Below are 20,612 nucleotides of genomic sequence, written 5' to 3' on the forward strand. Positions count from 1 at the left end.
CAGCTAGACTTGGGAGTCTTGGCTGGAATAGTTATGTACGGGCTTTCACCGTGATTCACTATTCAACGAATCGCACCTACACTATCCATCTACCATTCACCATTGCAATTTTACGGATATTGGTTTAAAAAGTTTTATTTAGCACCCCAAATAAAGAGCGATAAAATAAAAACAGACCCCTAAAAGGCAGTATTTATGGCAACCCAGGTTAGTGAAACCAAAGCCTCAACTGAACTTGTCATCTCTTGGGAAGCATTACCCGATGATTTTCACCTAGAGGACGACCCCGTGGACAATACAGGTCAGCCACTCTTGGCTGGTGCTTTGAGCGAAAGTCTAGAAATTAGTGGTTTCATCCAACTTCAGATGTTGATAGCCGCAAATTTTGGTCTTTGCGCCACCCTCAACGGACGATTTATTGCTAAAGCCCCCGACTGGGTTTATATTTCTCGCGTAAATGAGCCTTTAGATAACCGCCGTAGCTATACACCAAACTATGAAGGTGATATTCCGGTGGTGGTGATGGAATTTTTGTCTGACGATGAGGACAGAGAATATTCAGTAAAGCCAACCTATCCACCGGGAAAATGGTTTTTCTACGAGCAAATTTTACAAGTCCCGATTTACGTAATTTTTGAGCCGGATGGGGGTTTGCTGGAATTTTATCAACTTGAAAATGGACGCTACCAGTTGAAGCAACCTGATGAAAATGGTCGTCATTGGATTGCGGAGATGGGATTATTTTTGGGAACTTGGCAAGGTACAAAAGAAACCCGAACAGGTTACTGGTTGCGGTGGTGGGATGAAACAAGTAATTTGTTACTGTGGGCAGTGGAACATATTGAAAAAGAACGAATAATCGCCGAACAAGAACGTCAACGCGCCGAACAAGAACGTCAGCAAAAAGAACGATTAATTGCCTATTTACAATCTCAAGGTATCGACCCGACTAATTTGCCTAACGAATCCTAGAGCGATTTCAAAACCAATGTTAGAGACGTTGCAATGCAACGTCTCTACATCTAATTAGCAAAGAAAACTCCTAAAACGAGCAATATCAAACTGATAACGACCATAAGCAACTTTTGCCGCCAAATAACGGATTTTAGCTTTGTTTCTACTTCAGCGCGATTGCATTGTTGGCTTTTTAACAAAAATTGATAATCTACATCAATTAAACTTTTATCTTCTGCCCACTTTTGAGCTTGATTCAAAGCCTCGCCGCGCAAGAGTTTTACCGAATCATGATTTGCTACCCATTCCTGTAATGCTTGGGAATAAGGGCGCAGTTTAGTTAATTGTTTCTCTACCCAAGCTAAGGAAAAAACCTCTTGATAAATCCGATTTTTTACTTGCAATTGTCCGCCTTGGTCGATCACTAAACCAGATAGCAACAGTTCTATTTGTTCAGTAGAGCCATCTGTCACAACTTGGGAGCCTTGTAATATCTGCTGATATTTTAGTAGCATTCCCGCCCTTGGTTCGTTCCGCAGCAAGCGATCGCGCACTGTCTGTAAATGCTCTGGTTCGTCCTGTGCTTCCCAGTTTTCAATGATATGCGCTCGCACCAATTTTTCTAAAACGAAGGGCGAAAACTGATAATAGAAGCCAATCAGATGATAATTAACAATTGGTAAATGGGTGTCTAACTTGTACCGCTCCTCAACGGCTTCTCCGTTGCTCGATTTATTGCCACTAGATCGTTGTTGAATGACTATCTGACAAAGCTTTTGAGTTAGAAACGGTTGCCCGTTTGTCCATGCCAAAATCTCTTTAAGTACCGCCAACGGATTATCTACTTTTTCCTCTAATCCGGCGGCTAAAGGTTGAATTTCTGCCAGTTTGAAACCAGATAGATTTATAGATTTACCAATATTGAACGGAGTACGCTGAAAGTCGCCCATTAAATCTGTGGGCGTTGCCACCCCAAATAGCGCCCAAGTGAGACGATTATAAGCCGGAGTTTCTGCCCTTTGGTTGTAGCAAGAGCGAATCAAAGCAAAAAAGTCTTCGGTAGGAAAATTCAGTCCCAAAATACTATCAATTTCATCAACAAAAATAAAAATTCGCTCTTTGACTTGAACTAATAAAATATCTTCGATAAACTGACTTAAGCGTTGAAGCGGCGATAAATCTTCTTTTTCTTGCCACCAAGTTTTTAAATCAACTTTATTAAATAAATTAAAACCTCGTAATAATTCCACTACGATGCCTTTGTACCACTGAGTCGGGGTAATATTTTGGCTGCCGATGCGAGTCATATCAATTGAAGCGCAGATACAACCAGCTTTTTCTAATCGATGCCGAGTTCGCAGACGCAAGCTAGATTTGCCCATTTGCCGAGAACTAAATACATAGCAAAACTCGCTTCTTAGTAAAGCATGATAAAGCTCGTAGTCTGCTTGGCGCTCTACGTAAGTGGGCGCGTCTATTTTCAAACTACCGCCGACTTGATACTCGTACTTATTCATTACTTTATGTCAATTGTTCGCAGAAGTACAATCGATATAACTCACAGCTTGGCGTTGCCTGATTTTCTTGCAACTTGACTAAACCCATGCTTTCTAATTTATAAGCTGCGATCGCTTCTAAAGGCAATGGTTCGACGGCTCTTACTACCTGTTTATAGGCTGCGGCTAGTTTTGGATGCTCTTGGAGATTAGCTAAATGATGGCGTAAATGGTCGCTATAAATACCCGCTACAGTGGGAGCGGTTTGTAATAGTTGACTTAGAGATACTTCATTACGTGCTAAATGATAAAGCGCAACCCGCACTAAATAAGGATGTCCGCCAATAGTTGCTAGAAGGGTAGCTAATTGCTCCTCTGTCAGCCAGTTTAGGCGATGACGTTCAGCCAAATCAAGCACTTGCTCTGGGCTAAATTCGGGTAATTTAATCGGCAAACCAACGTTAAAGGGAGATTGATTAATTGCTAAGGGAATATAAGCCTCGGTAGCATGAACTATTACCAGTCGGAGCTTTTGCCATTTTTCTAATTCCGCCGCATCCTCATACCAGGAGCGCAATAGGGGGAGAAAGTCGCTAGAAATTTCCGGATACTCAAAAAGCCGATTGACTTCATCCAAAGCTAAAACAATTGGGGCGTTTATTTCTGTTAGCAAATACTCTTGAAAATATAAGGTACAGCTAACTTTGCTGCCAATATCTGCATCCCAATAATTATCTAGTTTTGGTTCAAGGGTTAGCTGCCGACTCACGTTAGCGCACAACCAGCGCAGAAACTTATCTAAGGACGTAAAAATGCCGCTATCTGCTTGCTGCAAGCTCAATAGCACCGTGCGTAAACCTGTTTGTTTAGCATGAGCTAAAATCCTGTGCATGAGGGAAGTTTTACCCATTTGCCTAGGTGCTTTGATCCGAATTAAGCTCCCTGGTTTGCTAACTTGTCCGTAGGCGCGTTCTTCGATGGGAGGACGTTTAATATAAAACAGGGAATTGATTGGTACTATCCCGCTCGGAACTTCTAAAAAGTCTTCTTTTGGAGCATCTAGACTTTCATTTGTTCTATTATGCGATCGCCAATGTCGTTCTAGAGCGGTTTGAAAGTTGGTTTTACTAACTGTTTCTCCTAATACTTGGCTAAGAAGTTTCCAAACTTTAGGCCCAACATCGCGGGTAATATAGCTGATTGAATAGCCAGAACTAAAAGCAATCTGCTCATAGGTTTGACTTTGCGAAGATCCTATTAAAATCGCCGTCTCCACATCCGTTAAATGTCTGCCAAAACGGGCAAACATCGATTGATTGACTACTTCCAGCGCTTGCTCAAAATTCATTTTGTGTCATATTTTTCGCTGCGATTAGACTCTACCTGAGATTTCCAGAGATCGGGAAATAGCAGGGTTTTCCTGTAGAAATTTTTGAGCGAAGCATTACTTACTACGGTTACAAGACAAAGATTTCAACAACTGAGTAGTAAGTCCAGACATTTTCTGTAACGACAAATACAAAATTCGCAATTACTTTAGAAATTGTTGGTTGAAAGCAACTATTAACAATCTATTGCAAATATACAGATAAATTATGCAACAAATTATTGCGATCGCCCCAGCTATCGAAGCGCCACAAACGCCACTAATTCTCCTCCATAAAAATCCATCTAATCAACGCCAGTTAGTTGCTTCATGGCAACTAGACGAACAAAAGAAGCTTTACTGCCATTGGGTACAAGATATCAATCAATAATTAGTTCAAAAAAACATCCTCAAAAGCTATGCAAACCTTACGAAAAAATATCGGCGCTCTATTTATAACTAGCCTACTATTTACAGGCTCCGTTGTCTCGTTGAAAGAAGTCCGCGCTCAAATTCCCCAAGCGCCAGCAACTAGCGAAATCCGCACAAATATTTTTGTCCAAGATGAGTTGTACTTTGGCAGAAATAAATCAGTAGGAGAAGTTTCTAATCGTGATTTTCAGCTATTTTTGCAAAATGAAGTCACGCCTCGCTTTCCTGATGGATTAACAGTATTAGATGCTAATGGGCAATTTCTTGGTAGCAATGGAATTATCAAAGAAAAGACAAAACTACTGGTTTTGATTCACTCTAACAGCCAAGAAGATCGAGAGGAAATCCAAGAAATTATTGACAACTACAAAAAGCAGTTTCAACAAGAGTCTGTACTGCGTGTCACCAGTACGCCGAAACAAGTTCGCTTTTAAACAATCTTTAAAGCTGGCGATAAGCGCTCGGCAAAAACTCTAACTTTGATAAAAAACTTGTAAACACAAATGCAACACCAAATAAACACTACTCAAAATCAACAAGCAGACAGATTTACTCTTACTGACGCTTGTAGTGGCATCAGAATAATTTTCTTGCCGCAAATGCTTAGAGGTAATCGGGGAATTCCTCAATTGGATTACAAAGGTTCTGAAGGACAGTTCACTTTCCGAGGTGATGAAGTCAAGCAACAGCAAAGTAATCTCGGTTTACTGATTTCCATAGCCTTAAAAACTAACGTAGGGGAAGAATTAGATTTTGCTTTAGTGCTGCCATCGGTCAACTTAGCAGGTCAGAAAAAACAGGATTTTGAGACGGTAGCGATCGCTACAACTAAAAGCCGAAAAGTAGACGCAAACCAAGCGGGAATTCAATTTAATTGCCAGGTTTTGACGCTAAAAGGCTATGCAGAAAATTTGTCAATGGTTGCGCCAGTCTCCGTACCATCAGTAGATTGGCAAAATCCTTCCTGGTTTCCTTACACTAAAAAGCATGAAGATCGGTTCAACTTAATGGATTTTCAAAGGTTTTAATACTTGCAACTCAGGAATTATTGTTGGCATTCTCAACCTCACACTTACCTTTTCCCAAGTTCACTTAACCATAACTACGGATTTTTATCATGATTCACCATGTTTCGATTTCGGCTCACCAACCGCAACAAGTCGCTCAAGTTCTAGCCCAGTTGTGTCAAGGACAATCGGCTCCCTTTCCCTACCATGAAGGCAGCTACATTGTTCTTGCCCTTGACCCTTATGGAACCATGATTGAGGTACTTCCCCAAGGTACAAAACTAACGCCAACTTCGGATGACTTTGTTTCTGGCACTACAATGGTGCGAAGTTCGGATAATACTACTAGCTATAATGCTTTCCACGCGGCTTTTTCCGTTGCAACTTCCGAAGCCACAATTCATGAAATTGCTACCCGCGCGGGCTGGCACGTGGTGACGTGCGATCGCCTAGGCTATTTCAGCATCATTGAGGTTTGGGTTGAAAATCAACAATTGATAGAACTCCTACCGCCAAAATTCGCGGCTCAATACATCGATTTTATGCAGCCACAAAGTCTTCAACAGTTCTTAGCACTACCTGATAATGAAGCTGTTGAGGAGGAGGTTTTAAAACAAAATCTAAGCCGCTAAATCTCTTAAGCACTTACTAATAAAGGAAGGAATACTCTTAAAAATGCAACTATATCAAGATATTCTTCGCTTCTGGTTTCCAATTTTACCAAAGGGCGATCGCGCGGCGATAGTTAGTCAGTGGGAATGGTGGTTTCGCTCTGGTGCGGACGCAGATATAACTGAACATTTTGCACCTTTGCTAGAACGGGCTATTCGAGGTGAACTCGATACCTGGACTAACAATCCGCGATCGCGATTAGCGCTGATTCTTATTCTTGACCAGTTTTCGCGATCGCTCTATCGGGGAGATCCTCAAGCCTTTGCCCAAGACTCCAAAGCTTGCGCCTTAACTCTTGAAGGGATCGATATCGGTCATTACGCGGCGCTCAAAACTCCTTGGGAGAAAACCTTTTTCATTTTACCTTTGGGTCATTGCGAGGAGATCGAGAACCTAAACTTAGTAGTCAAGCTTGCAGAGGATCTTGTGAAAGATTCGTCACCGGAGGATCGCGCGTTGCTGGAGTTTTCTGCCGCGCAAGCGTCCAGACATCGGGAAATAATCAACAAGTTCGGTCGTCATCCTCATCGTAACGAGATTCTAGGGCGCAAATCTACTTCCCAAGAGCTTGAATACCTAGCAAGCGGTCAGCTTGTACATCAGCATCCGATGCCGCTCCACTTAGAGCAGTTACTCTCTAGTAATTGACAATAAAACCTCAGCCTATCATTTTTCAAAAGTGTTTTCCATCTAACACTTATCGGCAGTTTAACTATTGTAGATTTTCCCTTTCCTTTTTTTAGAATTGGGCATTCTTGCGCTTTGTCCTAAATTTAAAATACCTGGTTCAAGAACGAAATTGGTCAAAAAAAGCGGTTGTACTGAACAACCGCTTTTTATAACTTTAGTATTTTGCTTTTTTTCGAGCTAATTTTTGCTGCTTGTTCCGCCGCCTATGAGCCGCAACTACCGCTTCATCTACTGGATAACCAATAAGCGGAATTACCTGATACTGACGTTCTTCTTCGTGCTTTTTGACTTCTGTATAATCTAACCAGTGAATGCAATCGACAGGACAAGTTTCAATAGCCTCAATGATTAATTCTTCCGAATCTCCGTCTTGACGAATTACCCGCGATCGCCCATAATCTGGCTCAATATAAAAGGTATTACGGGCTACATGAGCGCAATGCTTGCAACCAATACAGGTCACTTCATCTACATATACGCCATTTTGCCGAACTATACCACCTAATTCTGGTTCTAAACCCGAACGGTCGGGGTTGTCTCGAAAGATTCCCCCTAATTCTGGTTCTAAATTCGATTTCTCTTGTTCAGCCATTAGTTACTCCAACGCTGCACTAAAAGCCGAATGGAACCATCGGTATTTTGTTGTTGTTCGGAAATTTGAAAGCCTTGCTTTGCTGTCTCGTTAACTACTGTATGGTAAGCATAACGCTGAGTTACTTGGCGCAAAAACCCTGCCACCGATAGCGGTTGCTGCCAATATTGCAAGTCTGCTACTAATTCGTACTCTTTGCCATTCCAGCTAAAACCTACATCGTAGCCGTTTTCTTGCTCAATTGCGATCGCCGCTTTCCGGCTTTGTCCTCGATAACCCCTCACTGCCTCCGGTTCGGGTTTCCATTCTATTCCTAAATCGGTAAGTGCGGCTTGCAGGGATGTTAAATTGCGGATTTGAGTTTTGATTTGGCTAAAATGTGACATGGTGTTTGTGTGTAAAGGAGTCTAGAACTAAATAAAAAATATAAATTACCACTGACTCAAAGCATTTTGAGTTGTAGTATCATTGGTTTGATAAACTTGAGCGGCAAAAAACTCTGAGGTTTGCTCAGTGTCAACCACTGTTCCTAACTGGGCTTCAATGGCTGAAGTAACTTCCGCACAAGAAGAGCCAATAATTCCTGTAACTGTTTCCATTACCCGACCGTCTGGATAAATAACAAACTCTAAAGTTTCCATATATCGTTAAATTTCCTACAGCATAGATTTCCTTAACTGTACTAAAAATTTACATAACTTAAGCGACAATTGCTTATAACTAATGTGTCAGTTATTACTTTAAAGTTTCATCTATCAAATTATATATTATCAATAGTTTACAAAACTTATAGATACATGAGCAGCTACATCAGTTATCTGTAAGTTTCCCTTAACTAGACGCTGCCGTCAAGGGAGAAAGAAAACTTTACAATTGAGGTGATCGCACTGTAACGTAACAAATTAAGGAATTTTTGCGCTTAAAGGGGCAGAATAAAGCGGCAAAAGTTTACGATAATTAAACTTTGTTCAATGTGGGTAACAGGCATGAATGCCGATATTAAAAGTTTTACGAGTGCTACTCCAATGCGTGTAGGAGTATTAGGTTTTGGTGGGTTAGGGCAAGCGGCGGCTAAATTAATTGCCCCCAAAAGCGAGATGTTGCTAGTAGCCGTCGCCGATCTCAAAGGGTATGCTTATGCTGCGGAGGGCTTAGACGTAAATAAGTGTGTGAAGGCTTACGCAGATCAGGGTTCCGTAGGCTATTTAGAAGCGGGGGGAATGCTGAGTAACCAAAGTATTCAAGAATTGATCGAATGCTCAGAAGTAGATGGTTATTTTTTAGCATTGCCCAACTTGCCTAATACATTTATAGCTTCTGTAGCTCAAATGTTTATGCGATCGCCTTGGCAAGGAGTATTAGTAGACGCAATTAAACGCACCAGCGCCGTTGAACAACTATTAACACTACGATCAGACTTTCAAGCGGCACAAATTACTTACTTAACAGGCTGTGGCGCAACTCCAGGATTACTCACCGCCGCCGCCGTTTTAGCCGCCCAAAGCTACGCCGAAGTTCATAGTGTAAAAATTACCTTTGGTGTCGGTATTGCCAACTGGGAAGCTTACAGAGCAACGATCCGAGAAGATATCGCCCACTTACCAGGTTACAGCGTCGAAAGAGCAAGAGCTATGACTGACGAGCAAGTAGAAGCCTTGCTAGAGGAGACAAACGGCGTGTTGACCTTAGAAAATATGGAACACGCCGATGATGTAATGTTGGAATTAGCCGGAGTATGCGATCGCGATCGAGTTACTGTTGGGGGTGTCGTCGATACTCGCAATCCTAAAAAGCCTATCAGCACCAATGTACAGGTAACAGGGAGAACCTTTGAAGGCAAAATTTCTACTCATACTTTTACTTTAGGAGACGAAACCAGTATGGCAGCAAACGTTTGTGGTACTGCCTTTGGTTATCTCAAAGCCGGAATCGGATTGCAACGCCGGGGTATTTATGGCTTATTCACGGCGGCGGAAATTATGCCCCAGTTTGTCAGATAAAATCATCAGAGCGCTTAGGTAGAGACGTTTCGCTGAAACGTCTTTCTATATTTTCCTAAACATTCTATATTTTCTCTAAACATTTTCTCTAGTCAACGGGGCTAATTCTTCCTGATCCACAGTAATTACTTGAGGAACAAAAGGCAAATTAGCACCTTGCAAGCCTTTTTTAATTCTGTCGGGAGTTTCTGGGAAGATAACAAACAACGGATAAATAGCATTAGCTCCTTCACTAAAGATATGTTTGTAGCGAGGAGGCATTACCCATTCGTAATCCTTATCTAGCCAAACTTGAATTTGTCGCCAGCGCCGGAGCAAATCGGAAAAATCTTCATCGGGACGGTGAATAAAAATAAAAATTTCTATTCCCGTCTTAATTTTCCACTCTGGATCGCACATCAAAATAGCGACTTCACAAGGTAGCATTCGTGCTTCAGTAGTTTTTTCTGCAAGGCTAGAAGCAGGTTGACGCAAGCGCACAATCGGAAAAGGAATAGTAATTACGCTTTCTTCCGGGCGGCGGAGGCTGGGGACAGCTTCTAAATAAGGTCGATATTGCTTTAGGAGTGCGATCGCTGACAATGGATTGCTATACTCTGCCAATAACTGCTCGTAATCAGATTTTTTGCAAGTCATATTATCAAGTTGGCTATTTTTTAATATTTCAGACGAAAAATTTAATAGAGTTTAAGGTAAATTGCTAAGGCATTAAAGTAAGAAGTTATAATTCATTGGTTATTTTAATACCCGCTACAATTTTTTTGCTTTAACCCAAAGTTTCAAATACCTTGAACATTGGTAAATACATTGATAGTAAAATTATTCCTACCATTCCACCCAAAACGACAATCATAATCGGTTCAATGATACTGGTTAGCGCTTTTACTGATTGTTCTACCTCATCCTCATAAAAATCTGCAACTTTCATCAGCATTTGGTCTAATTCCCCAGTTTCCTCACCAATACTAATCATTTGAATTGCCATAGCTGGAAACACAGCATCTTTTTTTAAAGCCAAACTAATCATGCCACCTTGTTGAATCTCTAACCTTGAAGCATCCAAAGCATTAGCAATTACTTGATTTCCCGCAGTATCGCGGACAATTTCTAGGGCGGTCAAAATGGGTACGCCCGAACGAGTCAAGGCTCCAAAAGTCCGGCTAAAACGAGCTACGGCAGACTTTTGAATTAAATCGCCAAATAAAGGAACCTTCAAAGAAAGGCGATCGATAGTTTCTCGACCTAGCCGAGTTCGGTAGTATTGTCGCAGAAAGAAACTACCACCAACAAATACAGCAAAGGGAATCAGCGCTCTCCAACTTGTAATTATTCCACTAATTGTGAGCATAAACTGCGTTAATGGCGGCAATTCTACACCTAGCTGCTTAAAAATATCCGCAAAAATTGGAATTAAAAAGACAGTCATGCCTAAGAAAATCAGCAAGGCTAAAACACCGACAGCAACGGGGTAAGTTAAAGCTGATTTAATTTGATTTTGTAGTCTAGCAACATCTTCCAACAACTTAGATAAACGATTCATAACTTCGTCAAGTACACCGCCAACCTCTCCGGCTTGTACCATACTGACGTACAAAGTATCAAAACATTGAGGGTGTTTTCTCATGGCATCAGAAAGGTTTACACCCTGTTGCACATCCTCACTAATTTCAATTAGAGCTTTTTTTAATTTGGGATTAGAAGCTTGCTCTGCTAATACCCCAAGACTCCGAACAATTGCTACTCCCGCATTCGTCAACACCGCGAATTGACGAGAAAAAATCGCTTTGTCCTTCACCGAAACTTTTGCCAAAGAGGCTTGAAATTGACTTAAGTCTAAATTCCCACTTAGCTTAAATTCTTGAGCTTGCTTCAAATCTTGAATTGTAAGCCCCTTTTCTCTCAAGCTAGAACGGGCTATAAATGGAGAAGCTGCTACAATTTTCTCTTTTCTGGCATTCCCTTTAGAATCTCGAACGCGAGCGACGTAAGTAGGCATAGCCGATTTCCTAATAATTTGTGATTAAAGCTGATAACGTAGCAAATAGAGAAAAAACTAACGAGCCGTCATCCCCGCCATCCCTGGTTTTGTTCCCGGTGCTGTTCCAGGAACTCCACCAATCAAACGCTGGAACTCGTCAGTTTTAGAAGTTTTAGACATCGCCGCTTCAAAAGATATAGTTCCAGCTTTGTACAAGTCTGCTAAAACTTTCTCCAAAGTTTGCATCCCCAACTTACCCCCCGTTTGAATGGCTGAGTAAATTTGCGCGGTTTTGCCTTCCCGAATTAAGTTAGAAATCGCTGGAGTAACGATCATAATTTCTTGGGCCATTACTCGCCCAAATTCGTTGGCTTTGGGCTTTTTTCTCGATACCAAAGTTTGACTAAATACAGCAATTAACGAGTTAGATAGCTGCACACGGATCTGTTGTTGCTGTTCGGAGGGAAAAACATCCACCATCCGGTCAACGGTTTGAGCAGCCGAACTTGTGTGCAATGTCCCAAATACTAAGTGACCAGTTTCCGCCGCCGAAACCGCCAATTGGATAGTTTCCAAGTCGCGCATCTCCCCCACCAAAATCACGTCTGGATCTTCGCGTAAAGCGGCTCTCAAAGCGTTGGCAAAGCTTCTAGTATCTTCTCCAACTTGACGTTGGTGAATCAAACTTTTAAGTGGCTCGTAAATAAATTCGATCGGATCTTCCACCGTCAGAATATGCTCAGCGCGAGTCATGTTAATGTTATTGATCATCGAAGCTAAGGTTGTGGTTTTGCCTGATCCGGTGGGGCCAGTTACCAGTACAAGTCCTCTAGGCTTTTCTGATATTTCCCGGACGATGTTGGGCAAATTCAAGGTTTCCATTGCCGGAATTTTAGAAGACAACGCCCGTAAACAAGCTGCGTAAGCACCGCGATCTTTGTACACATTGACCCGGAAGCGAGCTAATCCTTTTACGCCATAAGAACAATCGAGTTCCCAGTTTTGCTCTAAGTTTTTGCGTTGGGTGTTGTTGAGCATACTAAATATCAGGCGCTGACACTGTTCTTGGGTCAATGGTTCGTGTTCTGTAGGTGTTAATTTGCCACTAATACGAATGTAGGGCGGTAAACCCGCCGATAGGTGCAAGTCAGAGCCACCACTTGTTACTACTTGTTCCATTAAGTCTTCAATCATATATTCCATGTTTTTTCTCCTTGTTAAATATATTTACGGTCAGAAATAGCAACGTCTTTTTGGTTCAAAAATTAAATCTATTTATTCTTGAAAGCGAACGGTCATGCAGTAGGGACAGTCTAGCCACTCTTGTCGTAATTGAGCATGACAAGTACGGCACTCAAGAGAGCTTTTACGCTTAGACTTGAGTTCAGCTTCTAAACCTGAATCTGTAAAGGTTACTCGTTCTACTTCTTCTAACGTGGTACTTCCTTCTCGTACCAGGTTGAGGCTGTAAGCTAATAAAGTCACCATCCCTTCTTCTACAGCAACTTCTTTGAGCCTTTCGGTGGGCGCTCCTTCGGTAATCAAAGTTTGCAACTGCTCGGTAATCCGCATTACTTCATAAACCCCACACCGTCCTTTGTAACCTATTCCACTACAGTTTGAGCAAAGTTCTCCCGCACTTCGAGCTTGCTGGATTTGATCTGGTTGCAAAGCATTGGCTTTATACAAACTAATAGATACGTCTTGAGAAGACGTAGTTAAACCAAATCGAGCAAGTTCGGCGGTACTAGGCGTGTAAGCAATTTTGCACTCAGTACAAACCCGCCGGACTAAACGTTGAGCGACCACACCCAGCAGCGAACCCGATACCATGAATGGCTCTACGCCCATTTCATCTAACCGCGAGATGGCTCCGGCGGCATCGTTGGTATGGAGAGTCGTTAATACTAAGTGTCCAGTTAAGGCAGCTTCAATAGCTGTTTTGGCTGTTTCTTTATCGCGGGTTTCTCCCACTAAGATCACATCGGGATCTTGGCGCAAGAAAGAGCGCAAAATTGACGCAAAATCCATCCCTTTTTCCCGAATTACCTGTACCTGAGTAATTCCTGGCAAAGAATACTCAATCGGGTCTTCGGCGGTGCAAATGTTTACGCCCGGATCGTTGCGTTCAGATAAAACGGAGTATAAAGTAGTTGATTTGCCTGAACCTGTAGGGCCTGTAACCAGTAATAACCCAAAGGGACGACTAGCCATATCTCTAACCGTTTGCAAACAAATGGGGTCGCTAATTAATTTATCTAAGCCAAGCTGGGTAGCGGCGTTGTCTAAAATCCGCAGCACGACTTTTTCGCCGTAGCGGCTGGGTAAGGTACTAACTCGAAAGTCTACTTTGCGCCCTTCAAACATCCGCCGAATCCGCCCATCTTGAGGCATCCGCCGCTCGGCAATGTCTAATTCAGCAATAATCTTAAGTCGGGCGGTAACGGCAGCAACAATTTGTTTGGGTAAAGGCTCAAAAGCTTTACGCAATACGCCATCTTTGCGAAACCGAATGCGGAGATTTTCCTCTTGAGGTTCGACGTGAATATCCGAAACTTTTTCTTGCAGCGCTTTGACAAGAATTTTATTGACTAGGGCAATGATTGGAGCCGCCGCCGCATCTTGAACGGCGGCTCCTAAGTCTGCGTCAAGATCTTCGGGAGCCAATTGCAAGTCTAGGTTTTCTAATTCTGACTTGACATCAACGGACTTTTCTATGTCTATAAGCTTTTGTTTTTCAACTTGTTCGTCTAAATATTTGGAGAGGATTTGCTGAAAGTCGTCTTGGGTGATAACCATCCTCTGTAAACTCAAACCTTTAGGGCGCAAAATTCGGTTTAAGGTGTCTTGAGCATCTAAATTATCAGGATCGACCATCGCCACTAGCACCGATGGGGGTGGCGTATCATTTTGCGATAGAGGAATGATACGATAGCGACGACAAGCATCGACCGGAATTAGCGTGTTGATTAAGTTTCCGGCGGTAGTGAGGCTGGTTTCACTAACTTCAGGATCGAGAGATTCAACGCCGTAAAGAATTTTTAGCTCAAATAATTGTTGTTTTTTATAGTGTCTAATTAAGTCAGGGGTAAGTTGTTTCCCCGTAATCGCCTCTAAAGCATCGGTCAAAGACTTTCCTGATTGGCGGCTTTGAGTTAAAGCTTGATTTATTTGGTCGCGGTTAGCAAAACCAGCTTCAATTACTTTGTTGCTAAAAGGAGATAGGTCATCTTTAACAATTAGCGCCCTTCGCTGCTGGGGAGAATAAGTCATAAGTTTTTGGGATAAAAGTTGCTATAGATAGAGTATGCCCAAACTCTGGGTTAGAGTTGCTATCCCAAAGCATTTTGTGGCAAAAAATATCAGCAGAGATATTTGGAGAGAATTTTTAGGGGTCTGAAGTTGCCCGAAATGACTCAAGAAAGTCAAAATTAAGTCTTTAGCTGGACGGAGCGTTTAGAGCAAAACCCTAGGAAAAAACCTTTATAACTATTAACTAGCAACAAAATGTCTTCCTCAAGCAGTTTATTTTTAAAACTTTGTTATTCCAGCGTTAATTGGTGCATCCTTAGAGAAGGTGACACCAATTAAATATGCCTCTTGAAGCACAGTTTTGAGTGTCTGGGATTAGTGCATAATGGTGGACGAGGAAAAATAAAGCAGTAATAAACTAAATTAATACAGATTCCCCAAAAACATCAAACCTAACAATCGAGACAACAACACCAACAATGAATTCTAACTTCGATCCAAATAGCGAGGAATTTCCTCAAGCGGAATCTACTAATTTATCGGGCGATGAAATTGCTTTAGAGGAAAATTCTGTCGCCCCCCCTAAAGAAAATAATCCCAACTATCAACAATTATTGGGAGAAAAAGAGCAGCAAATAGCATCACTGCAAAGTCAGGTTGAAGAACGTACTAGCCAATACTTGCGAATTGTGGCGGATTTTGATAATTTCCGCAAAAGATCGCAAAAAGAAAAAGAAGAGTTAGACCAGCTTATTAAAGGCAATACTATTACCGAACTGCTACCAATCGTGGATAATTTTGAACGGGCGCGATCGCAACTTAAACCTCAAACTGAGGCGGAAATGAGCATCCACAAAAGTTATCAAAGCGTTTATAAACAACTGGTAGATGGTCTTAAGCGCTTGGGAGTTGCCCCCATGCGTCCAGAAGGGCAGGAATTTAATCCAAGTCTTCATGAAGCTGTCATGCGTAGTCCCAGCGTTGAACCTGAAGGGACAATATTAGAGGAATTAGTGCGAGGATACTTTTTAGGCGATCGCATTTTGCGCCACGCTATGGTCAAAGTTGCGGCTCCGATGGAAAATGAGCTAAATTCAGAAGAAAATTCCCCTTTACCAGAAGAAAGTTAAGTTGCCCTAATTAGGAATTACAACTTGCTTGTTAAAAAAACCGATCCATTCAATAACCTAGATACTACTAAGCATGGGAAAAGTCATTGGCATCGACTTAGGCACAACAAATAGTTGTGTTGCCATCTTAGAAGGTGGCCAACCAACTGTAATCGCTAACTCTGAAGGCGGACGAACTACCCCAAGTGTTGTTGCCTTTGGCAAAGGTAGCGATCGCTTAGTTGGTCAATTGGCGAAGCGGCAAGCGGTAACAAACGCCGAAAATACGATTTATAGTATCAAGCGGTTTATTGGTCGTCGCTGGGATGATACAGCCTCAGAGCGCCAAAGAGTCACCTATAAGTGCGTCAAGGGGAGAGACGATACCGTTGATGTACAAATTCGCGGACGTAATTACACTCCGCAAGAAATATCGGCGATGATTCTGTACAAGCTCAAACAAGATGCGGAAAACTTTTTGGGAGAAACCGTAGATAGTGCGGTGATTACAGTTCCAGCTTATTTTACTGATGCTCAAAGACAAGCAACCAAAGACGCTGGCACTATAGCCGGGTTAGAAGTTCTCCGCATTGTCAATGAACCCACCGCCGCCGCCCTTGCCTACGGATTAGATAAGGGTCAAGAACAGAAAATTTTGGTATTTGACTTAGGCGGTGGAACCTTTGATGTCTCAATTTTGCAGCTTGGCGATGGCGTATTTGAAGTCAAAGCAACTTCTGGTAACAATCACTTAGGGGGCGATGATTTTGATAACTGTATAGTTTTGTGGATGCTCTCCCAATTTCAAGAACAGGAAAAAATTGACCTGTCCCAAGACAAAATGGCAACTCAGAGGCTTAGAGAGGCCGCAGAAAAAGCAAAAATAGAACTTTCTACCCTGGGCGCAACATCAATTAATTTACCCTTTATTACTGCCGATGCTACAGGTCCAAAACATTTAGCAATGGAACTAAGTCGCTCCAAATTTGAGGAGATAGTTGCTCACTTAGTAGAAAGAACTATCGAACCAATGGTACAGGCGCTTAAAGACTCCGAACTTAAACCCGCAGAAATCGACAAAGTAATTTTAGTGGGCGGTTCGACCCGAATCCCGGCGGTACAAAGTGCGCTGCAAAAGTTCTTTGGCGGCAAAGCTACCGATAGATCCGTCAACCCTGATGAAGCAGTAGCTTTAGGGGCGGCTATTCAAGGTGGGGTATTAAGTGGCGAGGTTCAAGAGGTATTGCTGCTAGATGTTACGCCCCTATCGCTGGGCATCGAAACTTTAGGAGAAGTATTTACTAAAGTAATCGAACGCAATCGGACAATTCCCACTAGCAAAGCCCAAATATTTTCTACAGCCACCGATGGACAAATTTCTGTAGAAATTCACGTCCTCCAAGGCGAACGAGCAATGGCAACGGATAATAACAGCCTAGGACGATTTGTCCTAGCAGGTATTCCCCCCGCACCGCGCGGAATGCCGCAAATTGAAGTAAGTTTTGAAATTGATGTCAACGGGATATTAAAGGTTGCGGCTCAAGACAAAGGAACGGGTAGGGAACAAAGCATTCGGATCACAAGTACGGGAGGATTAAGCACTAGCGAAATAGAGCGCATGCGCCAAGAAGCAGAAATTTATGCTGACCAAGATAAAAAACGTATTGACCTAATCGAGTTAAAAAATCAAGCAGAAAATTTGATTTACAGCTACGAATCAACGTTAAAAGATAACGGTACTTTAATTGCTCAAGAGTTGAAAATCCAAGCAGAGGAGAGCATAACTCTAGTTAGAGGACTATTTGTCGATCCAGAAGTTACCACCGAAAGGGTGCATCAACAAATAGACAACTTCCAGCAGTTATTGCTAACAATTGGCACTAGCGTCTATCGAAAAGCTAATTCTTCAGAAGCAAGCGACTCTATAGAAACTACAATATTACCGACCAATAGAGAAACAAGTACCCAGTTTACCAAGACTTCAGTACCAATAACTCAAGAAGAATTTGACTTAGATTTTGCTGAAGAAGATAGCACAGTCACCGTTGACTATGAAGCAATTGAATAGAGTAGGATTGTTGTAACTAAAATTATTTGTCTACATTCAAGAATAGAACTAACTATTACTCTTGCTCATAGCTAATAAATTTTCGCTCCACTCGTAAACTTTATCTATAAACGAAGCAGCGCTCTATGGCCCGCGACTACTACGAAATTCTGGGTGTCTCTCGTAATGCAGACAAAGAAGAACTAAAATCCTCTTACCGCCGCCTAGCCCGGAAATATCATCCTGATGTCAATAAAGAAGCTGGGGCTGAAGACCGCTTTAAAGAAATTAGTCGTGCTTACGAAGTCTTGTCGGAACCAGATACCCGTGACAGGTATGATCGCTTTGGCGAGGCGGGAGTCTCAGCCGGTGCTGGGGGGGTAGGGTTTCAAGACTTTGGCGATGCGGGCGGCTTTGCCGATATTTTTGAGAATTTATTTAATAACTTCGCAGGCGGTGTTCCAGGAGGGCAGAGCCAAAGGCGACGCAATGGGCCAGTACGCGGCGACGACTTGCGTTTAGACTTGAGACTAGACTTTCGCGAAGCTGTATTTGGTGGCGAAAAAGAAATTCGCATCTCGCACCTAGAAACTTGCCAAGTGTGTAGCGGTTCGGGCGCTAAACCTGGTACTCGTCCCCGGAGTTGCTCGACTTGTACGGGGTCGGGGCAAGTGCGCCGCGTGACTAGAACGCCTTTTGGGAGTTTTACTCAAGTATCGGCTTGTCCTACTTGTAATGGTACGGGGCAGATGATTGAGGATAAATGCGAAACTTGTTCTGGGGTTGGGGCGCACCAAGTTACTAAGAAACTAAAAATTACGATTCCTGCTGGGGTAGATAACGGTACGCGCTTACGCATCTCCGCAGAGGGCGATTCTGGGCAGCGCAACGGGCCTCCAGGGGACTTGTACGTATATTTGTTCATTAATGAAGATGCGGAGTTTAAGCGCGACGGCATAAATATTTTGTCAGAAATAAAAATTAGTTATTTACAGGCCATTTTAGGCGCGCGAATTGAAATAAGTACGGTTGATGGATTGGTAGAACAAGCGATCGCGCCAGGAACCCAGCCAAATATAGTGTTGACGTTGGAAGACCGGGGCGTACCGCGTTTAGGCAATCCTGTTAGTAGAGGAAATCACTTAGTTACTGTTTTAGTCGATATTCCGACCAAACTTAGTAGCGAGGAACGGGAGTTACTAGAAAAATTGGCAAAAATAAAAGGCGATCGCACGGGTAAAGGTGGGAGAGATGGTTTGTTTGGTAAATTATTTCAGTAATGAGTAATATATCTTGCCCAGATGATCGGCTAGACTTGCGCGGCACTCCTTGCCCAATTAACTTTGTGAGGACTAAATTGCGTTTGGAGCAAATGCCGCCAGGGGCATTACTTGAAGTATGGCTAGACCCTGGAGAACCTATTGAGCAAGTCCCCGATAGTTTAACTATGGCAGGTTATAGTATTGAGCAAATAGCCGCCGTTGCCAGTTACTATTGCTTATTAGTTCGCCGTCCCCTTGCTATGACATGAAGGACGAGCAGCAATCAGAAATTTTAACGGGTACAGTAATTGCCGTACAAGCAAATTACTATCAAGTTAAATTAGAGCTTAGTCAATCGCCCTTATTACTATGTACTCGGCGGGCATTGTTGAAGAAAATGGGGCAAAAAGTCATGGTAGGCGATCGCGTGGAAGTTGTCGAACCAGACTGGGCAGGCGGTAGAGGCGCAATTTCCCAAGTTTTCCCTCGACATACAGAGCTAGATCGCCCTCCGGTGGCTAATGCCCAGCAAATTTTGTTAGTTTTTGCCCTTGAAGAACCAAAAATTGAACCTTACCAATTAAGCCGTTTTTTAATTAAGGCGGAAACTACAGGCTTAGAGGTGTACTTGTACTTAAATAAAAGCGACTTATTAACCCCCCAACAGTTGGAGCATTGGCGGGTTCGCCTAGGTCAGTGGGGCTACAATCCTGTTTTTATCAGCGTACATCAGTCTGCGATCGCCCAAATCCAGGGTCAACTAGACCAGAAAATTACTGTAGTTGCGGGGCCTTCGGGGGTGGGCAAATCTAGCTTAATTAATTACTTAATTCCTAATGTCAATTTGCGGACTAACGAGGTTTCGGGCAAATTGGGCAGAGGTCGTCATACTACGCGCCATGTTGAACTATTCCAACTGCCTACGGGGGGCTTGCTTGCCGATACTCCGGGTTTTAATCAGCCCGATTTGGACTGTCAACCAGAGGAATTAATTAATTATTTTCCTGAAGCTAGAGAGCGGTTAGCGGTGGCTCGTTGTCAGTTTAATGACTGTACGCACCGGGAGGAGCCAAACTGTGTAGTGCGGGGCGATTGGGAACGCTACGAGCATTATTTAGAATTTTTGGCGGAGGCGATTGCTCGTGCGGCGGTGCAAAGTCGCACTAGCGACCCAGAAGCTAATAGGAAGTTAAAATCTAAGCGCGGCGAAACTCAGTACGAACCCAAGCTTGAAACAAAAAAGTATCGCCGTACATCGCGTCGTAGTCAACAGCAAGGATTGCAAGAGTTGGGTGAGGATGGTTGACTTCTCCTCGCCCTAAAAGGAACGAGGATTCTTAAGACCATATTTTCAGTTTTAAAGGCGTAGACAATGCGCCGCTACCTACTCGGATCAATTACTCAATCCTTGCATATACTTTTTAATTTTTTATGTTTTCCGAGTCCAACACAACGCCAGAACGGTACGTTCCACATTTTGCTTTGCTTGTCAGTTGTATAGGCTTGCTACTCAAAGGTAGTAGTGACTTACTGTACCGGAATTGCACCGATACTAAAATGTTTCAACACGTAGATGGTTTTTCTTACTCACAGGTTAATTTTACCATTTTTGAGCAATGATGCGGATCTATTCCCGCGAAGAAGTAGTAGGTATTAATATAAAGCCGGGTTGAAGCCACGGGGCTTTAAACCCAATTTTCCGGGAATTGGGAATTGGGAATTGGGAATTGGGAATTGGTGACAATGACTATAGGG

General features: G+C 42.7%; 21 protein-coding genes. 12 read left to right on the plus strand and 9 right to left on the minus strand.

What is annotated here, in order from left to right:
- Positions 1 to 195 precede the first annotated feature (195 nt).
- Positions 196 to 972 (plus strand): Uma2 family endonuclease, encoded by a 777-nt coding sequence (locus C7B70_RS04080; protein WP_106367800.1) that lies wholly within the window; start codon positions 196 to 198, stop codon positions 970 to 972.
- Between the two features lie 50 nt (positions 973 to 1,022).
- Here the strand turns inward: C7B70_RS04080 and C7B70_RS04085 are convergent, their stop codons facing one another.
- Positions 1,023 to 2,471, minus strand: a complete 1,449-nt coding sequence (locus tag C7B70_RS04085; protein WP_106367801.1) for an AAA-like domain-containing protein — start codon at positions 2,469 to 2,471, stop codon at positions 1,023 to 1,025.
- A 4-nt stretch (positions 2,472 to 2,475) separates the two neighbouring features.
- Positions 2,476 to 3,798, minus strand: coding sequence for an AAA-like domain-containing protein (locus tag C7B70_RS04090; protein WP_106367802.1), 1,323 nt, complete (start codon positions 3,796 to 3,798; stop codon positions 2,476 to 2,478).
- Positions 3,799 to 4,045: 247 nt separating this feature from the next.
- On the opposite strand from C7B70_RS04090, the gene C7B70_RS26260 reads away from it, so the two are divergent.
- From C7B70_RS26260 to C7B70_RS04110, 5 genes are all read left to right on the plus strand, one after another.
- Positions 4,046 to 4,207 (plus strand): hypothetical protein, encoded by a 162-nt coding sequence (locus C7B70_RS26260; RefSeq protein ID WP_158260469.1) that lies wholly within the window; start codon positions 4,046 to 4,048, stop codon positions 4,205 to 4,207.
- Between the two features lie 28 nt (positions 4,208 to 4,235).
- Positions 4,236 to 4,682 carry a DUF3574 domain-containing protein gene (locus C7B70_RS04095; protein ID WP_106367803.1) on the plus strand — a complete coding sequence of 149 codons (447 nt, stop codon included), beginning with the start codon at positions 4,236 to 4,238 and terminating at the stop codon, positions 4,680 to 4,682.
- A 69-nt stretch (positions 4,683 to 4,751) separates the two neighbouring features.
- On the plus strand, positions 4,752 to 5,276 hold the full coding sequence (locus C7B70_RS04100; protein WP_106367804.1) for a hypothetical protein: 525 nt from the start codon (positions 4,752 to 4,754) through the stop codon (positions 5,274 to 5,276).
- Between the two features lie 89 nt (positions 5,277 to 5,365).
- Positions 5,366 to 5,887, plus strand: coding sequence for a hypothetical protein (locus C7B70_RS04105; protein WP_106367805.1), 522 nt, complete (start codon positions 5,366 to 5,368; stop codon positions 5,885 to 5,887).
- Positions 5,888 to 5,930: 43 nt separating this feature from the next.
- A complete protein-coding gene (locus C7B70_RS04110) occupies positions 5,931 to 6,575 on the plus strand; it encodes a DUF924 family protein (protein ID WP_106367806.1) in 645 nt (214 codons plus the stop codon).
- 196 nt (positions 6,576 to 6,771) lie between these two features.
- On the opposite strand, the gene C7B70_RS04115 is transcribed toward C7B70_RS04110, so the two are convergent.
- From C7B70_RS04115 to C7B70_RS04125, 3 genes are read right to left on the minus strand one after another with little or no spacing between them, the layout of a single operon-like run.
- Positions 6,772 to 7,209, minus strand: coding sequence for a ferredoxin (locus C7B70_RS04115; protein WP_106367807.1), 438 nt, complete (start codon positions 7,207 to 7,209; stop codon positions 6,772 to 6,774).
- Positions 7,209 to 7,595, minus strand: a complete 387-nt coding sequence (locus C7B70_RS04120) for a DUF1257 domain-containing protein (protein WP_106367808.1) — start codon at positions 7,593 to 7,595, stop codon at positions 7,209 to 7,211. Before C7B70_RS04120 ends, C7B70_RS04115 begins: the two co-directional genes overlap by 1 nt.
- A gap of 45 nt (positions 7,596 to 7,640) precedes the next feature.
- Entirely contained in the window at positions 7,641 to 7,850 is a 210-nt protein-coding gene (locus C7B70_RS04125) for a DUF2997 domain-containing protein (protein ID WP_106367809.1), read from the minus strand.
- A gap of 345 nt (positions 7,851 to 8,195) precedes the next feature.
- Between C7B70_RS04125 and C7B70_RS04130 the strand changes: the two genes are divergently transcribed.
- Entirely contained in the window at positions 8,196 to 9,209 is a 1,014-nt protein-coding gene (locus C7B70_RS04130; protein ID WP_106367810.1) for a saccharopine dehydrogenase-like oxidoreductase, read from the plus strand.
- A 75-nt stretch (positions 9,210 to 9,284) separates the two neighbouring features.
- Here C7B70_RS04130 and C7B70_RS04135 read toward each other — a convergent pair whose 3' ends face one another.
- The 4 genes from C7B70_RS04135 to C7B70_RS04150 form a co-directional block, all read right to left on the minus strand.
- The gene (locus C7B70_RS04135) at positions 9,285 to 9,845 is read right to left on the minus strand and encodes a hypothetical protein (RefSeq protein WP_106367811.1); all 561 of its coding nucleotides are present in this window, start codon (positions 9,843 to 9,845) and stop codon (positions 9,285 to 9,287) included.
- A gap of 130 nt (positions 9,846 to 9,975) precedes the next feature.
- The gene (locus tag C7B70_RS04140) at positions 9,976 to 11,205 is read right to left on the minus strand and encodes a type II secretion system F family protein (protein WP_106367812.1); all 1,230 of its coding nucleotides are present in this window, start codon (positions 11,203 to 11,205) and stop codon (positions 9,976 to 9,978) included.
- 57 nt (positions 11,206 to 11,262) lie between these two features.
- Complete coding sequence (locus C7B70_RS04145) at positions 11,263 to 12,390, minus strand: type IV pilus twitching motility protein PilT (RefSeq protein ID WP_106367813.1); 1,128 nt, start codon at positions 12,388 to 12,390, stop codon at positions 11,263 to 11,265.
- Positions 12,391 to 12,462: 72 nt separating this feature from the next.
- On the minus strand, positions 12,463 to 14,460 hold the full coding sequence (locus tag C7B70_RS04150; protein WP_106367814.1) for a GspE/PulE family protein: 1,998 nt from the start codon (positions 14,458 to 14,460) through the stop codon (positions 12,463 to 12,465).
- A gap of 458 nt (positions 14,461 to 14,918) precedes the next feature.
- Here C7B70_RS04150 and grpE point away from each other — a divergent pair, with 458 nt between their 5' ends.
- From grpE to rsgA, 5 genes are all read left to right on the plus strand, one after another.
- The gene (gene grpE / locus C7B70_RS04155) at positions 14,919 to 15,569 is read left to right on the plus strand and encodes a nucleotide exchange factor GrpE (protein WP_106367815.1); all 651 of its coding nucleotides are present in this window, start codon (positions 14,919 to 14,921) and stop codon (positions 15,567 to 15,569) included.
- A 73-nt stretch (positions 15,570 to 15,642) separates the two neighbouring features.
- The gene (gene dnaK / locus C7B70_RS04160; RefSeq protein WP_106367816.1) at positions 15,643 to 17,616 is read left to right on the plus strand and encodes a molecular chaperone DnaK; all 1,974 of its coding nucleotides are present in this window, start codon (positions 15,643 to 15,645) and stop codon (positions 17,614 to 17,616) included.
- A gap of 125 nt (positions 17,617 to 17,741) precedes the next feature.
- Entirely contained in the window at positions 17,742 to 18,875 is a 1,134-nt protein-coding gene (gene dnaJ / locus C7B70_RS04165) for a molecular chaperone DnaJ (protein WP_106367817.1), read from the plus strand.
- The gene (locus C7B70_RS04170; RefSeq protein WP_106367818.1) at positions 18,875 to 19,126 is read left to right on the plus strand and encodes a sulfurtransferase TusA family protein; all 252 of its coding nucleotides are present in this window, start codon (positions 18,875 to 18,877) and stop codon (positions 19,124 to 19,126) included. Before dnaJ ends, C7B70_RS04170 begins: the two co-directional genes overlap by 1 nt.
- The gene (rsgA, locus tag C7B70_RS04175; RefSeq protein WP_106367819.1) at positions 19,123 to 20,163 is read left to right on the plus strand and encodes a small ribosomal subunit biogenesis GTPase RsgA; all 1,041 of its coding nucleotides are present in this window, start codon (positions 19,123 to 19,125) and stop codon (positions 20,161 to 20,163) included. Before C7B70_RS04170 ends, rsgA begins: the two co-directional genes overlap by 4 nt.
- The last annotated feature ends 449 nt before the right edge of the window (positions 20,164 to 20,612 follow it).

The sequence above is a fragment of the Chlorogloea sp. CCALA 695 genome (assembly GCF_003003885.1).
In the GTDB taxonomy this organism is placed as follows: Bacteria; Cyanobacteriota; Cyanobacteriia; order Cyanobacteriales; family Chroococcidiopsidaceae; genus Aliterella.

Bases quoted from the DNA above. Each gene is read 5' to 3' on its own strand.
- C7B70_RS04080 (WP_106367800.1), top strand. From the start codon at position 196: ATGGCAACCCAGGTTAGTGAAACCAAAGCCTCAACTGAACTTGTCATC.
- C7B70_RS04085 (WP_106367801.1), bottom strand. From the start codon at position 2,471: ATGAATAAGTACGAGTATCAAGTCGGCGGTAGTTTGAAAATAGACGCG.
- C7B70_RS04090 (WP_106367802.1), bottom strand. From the start codon at position 3,798: ATGAATTTTGAGCAAGCGCTGGAAGTAGTCAATCAATCGATGTTTGCC.
- C7B70_RS26260 (WP_158260469.1), top strand. From the start codon at position 4,046: ATGCAACAAATTATTGCGATCGCCCCAGCTATCGAAGCGCCACAAACG.
- C7B70_RS04095 (WP_106367803.1), top strand. From the start codon at position 4,236: ATGCAAACCTTACGAAAAAATATCGGCGCTCTATTTATAACTAGCCTA.
- C7B70_RS04100 (WP_106367804.1), top strand. From the start codon at position 4,752: ATGCAACACCAAATAAACACTACTCAAAATCAACAAGCAGACAGATTT.
- C7B70_RS04105 (WP_106367805.1), top strand. From the start codon at position 5,366: ATGATTCACCATGTTTCGATTTCGGCTCACCAACCGCAACAAGTCGCT.
- C7B70_RS04110 (WP_106367806.1), top strand. From the start codon at position 5,931: ATGCAACTATATCAAGATATTCTTCGCTTCTGGTTTCCAATTTTACCA.
- C7B70_RS04115 (WP_106367807.1), bottom strand. From the start codon at position 7,209: ATGGCTGAACAAGAGAAATCGAATTTAGAACCAGAATTAGGGGGAATC.
- C7B70_RS04120 (WP_106367808.1), bottom strand. From the start codon at position 7,595: ATGTCACATTTTAGCCAAATCAAAACTCAAATCCGCAATTTAACATCC.
- C7B70_RS04125 (WP_106367809.1), bottom strand. From the start codon at position 7,850: ATGGAAACTTTAGAGTTTGTTATTTATCCAGACGGTCGGGTAATGGAA.
- C7B70_RS04130 (WP_106367810.1), top strand. From the start codon at position 8,196: ATGAATGCCGATATTAAAAGTTTTACGAGTGCTACTCCAATGCGTGTA.
- C7B70_RS04135 (WP_106367811.1), bottom strand. From the start codon at position 9,845: ATGACTTGCAAAAAATCTGATTACGAGCAGTTATTGGCAGAGTATAGC.
- C7B70_RS04140 (WP_106367812.1), bottom strand. From the start codon at position 11,205: ATGCCTACTTACGTCGCTCGCGTTCGAGATTCTAAAGGGAATGCCAGA.
- C7B70_RS04145 (WP_106367813.1), bottom strand. From the start codon at position 12,390: ATGGAATATATGATTGAAGACTTAATGGAACAAGTAGTAACAAGTGGT.
- C7B70_RS04150 (WP_106367814.1), bottom strand. From the start codon at position 14,460: ATGACTTATTCTCCCCAGCAGCGAAGGGCGCTAATTGTTAAAGATGAC.
- grpE (WP_106367815.1), top strand. From the start codon at position 14,919: ATGAATTCTAACTTCGATCCAAATAGCGAGGAATTTCCTCAAGCGGAA.
- dnaK (WP_106367816.1), top strand. From the start codon at position 15,643: ATGGGAAAAGTCATTGGCATCGACTTAGGCACAACAAATAGTTGTGTT.
- dnaJ (WP_106367817.1), top strand. From the start codon at position 17,742: ATGGCCCGCGACTACTACGAAATTCTGGGTGTCTCTCGTAATGCAGAC.
- C7B70_RS04170 (WP_106367818.1), top strand. From the start codon at position 18,875: ATGAGTAATATATCTTGCCCAGATGATCGGCTAGACTTGCGCGGCACT.
- rsgA (WP_106367819.1), top strand. From the start codon at position 19,123: ATGAAGGACGAGCAGCAATCAGAAATTTTAACGGGTACAGTAATTGCC.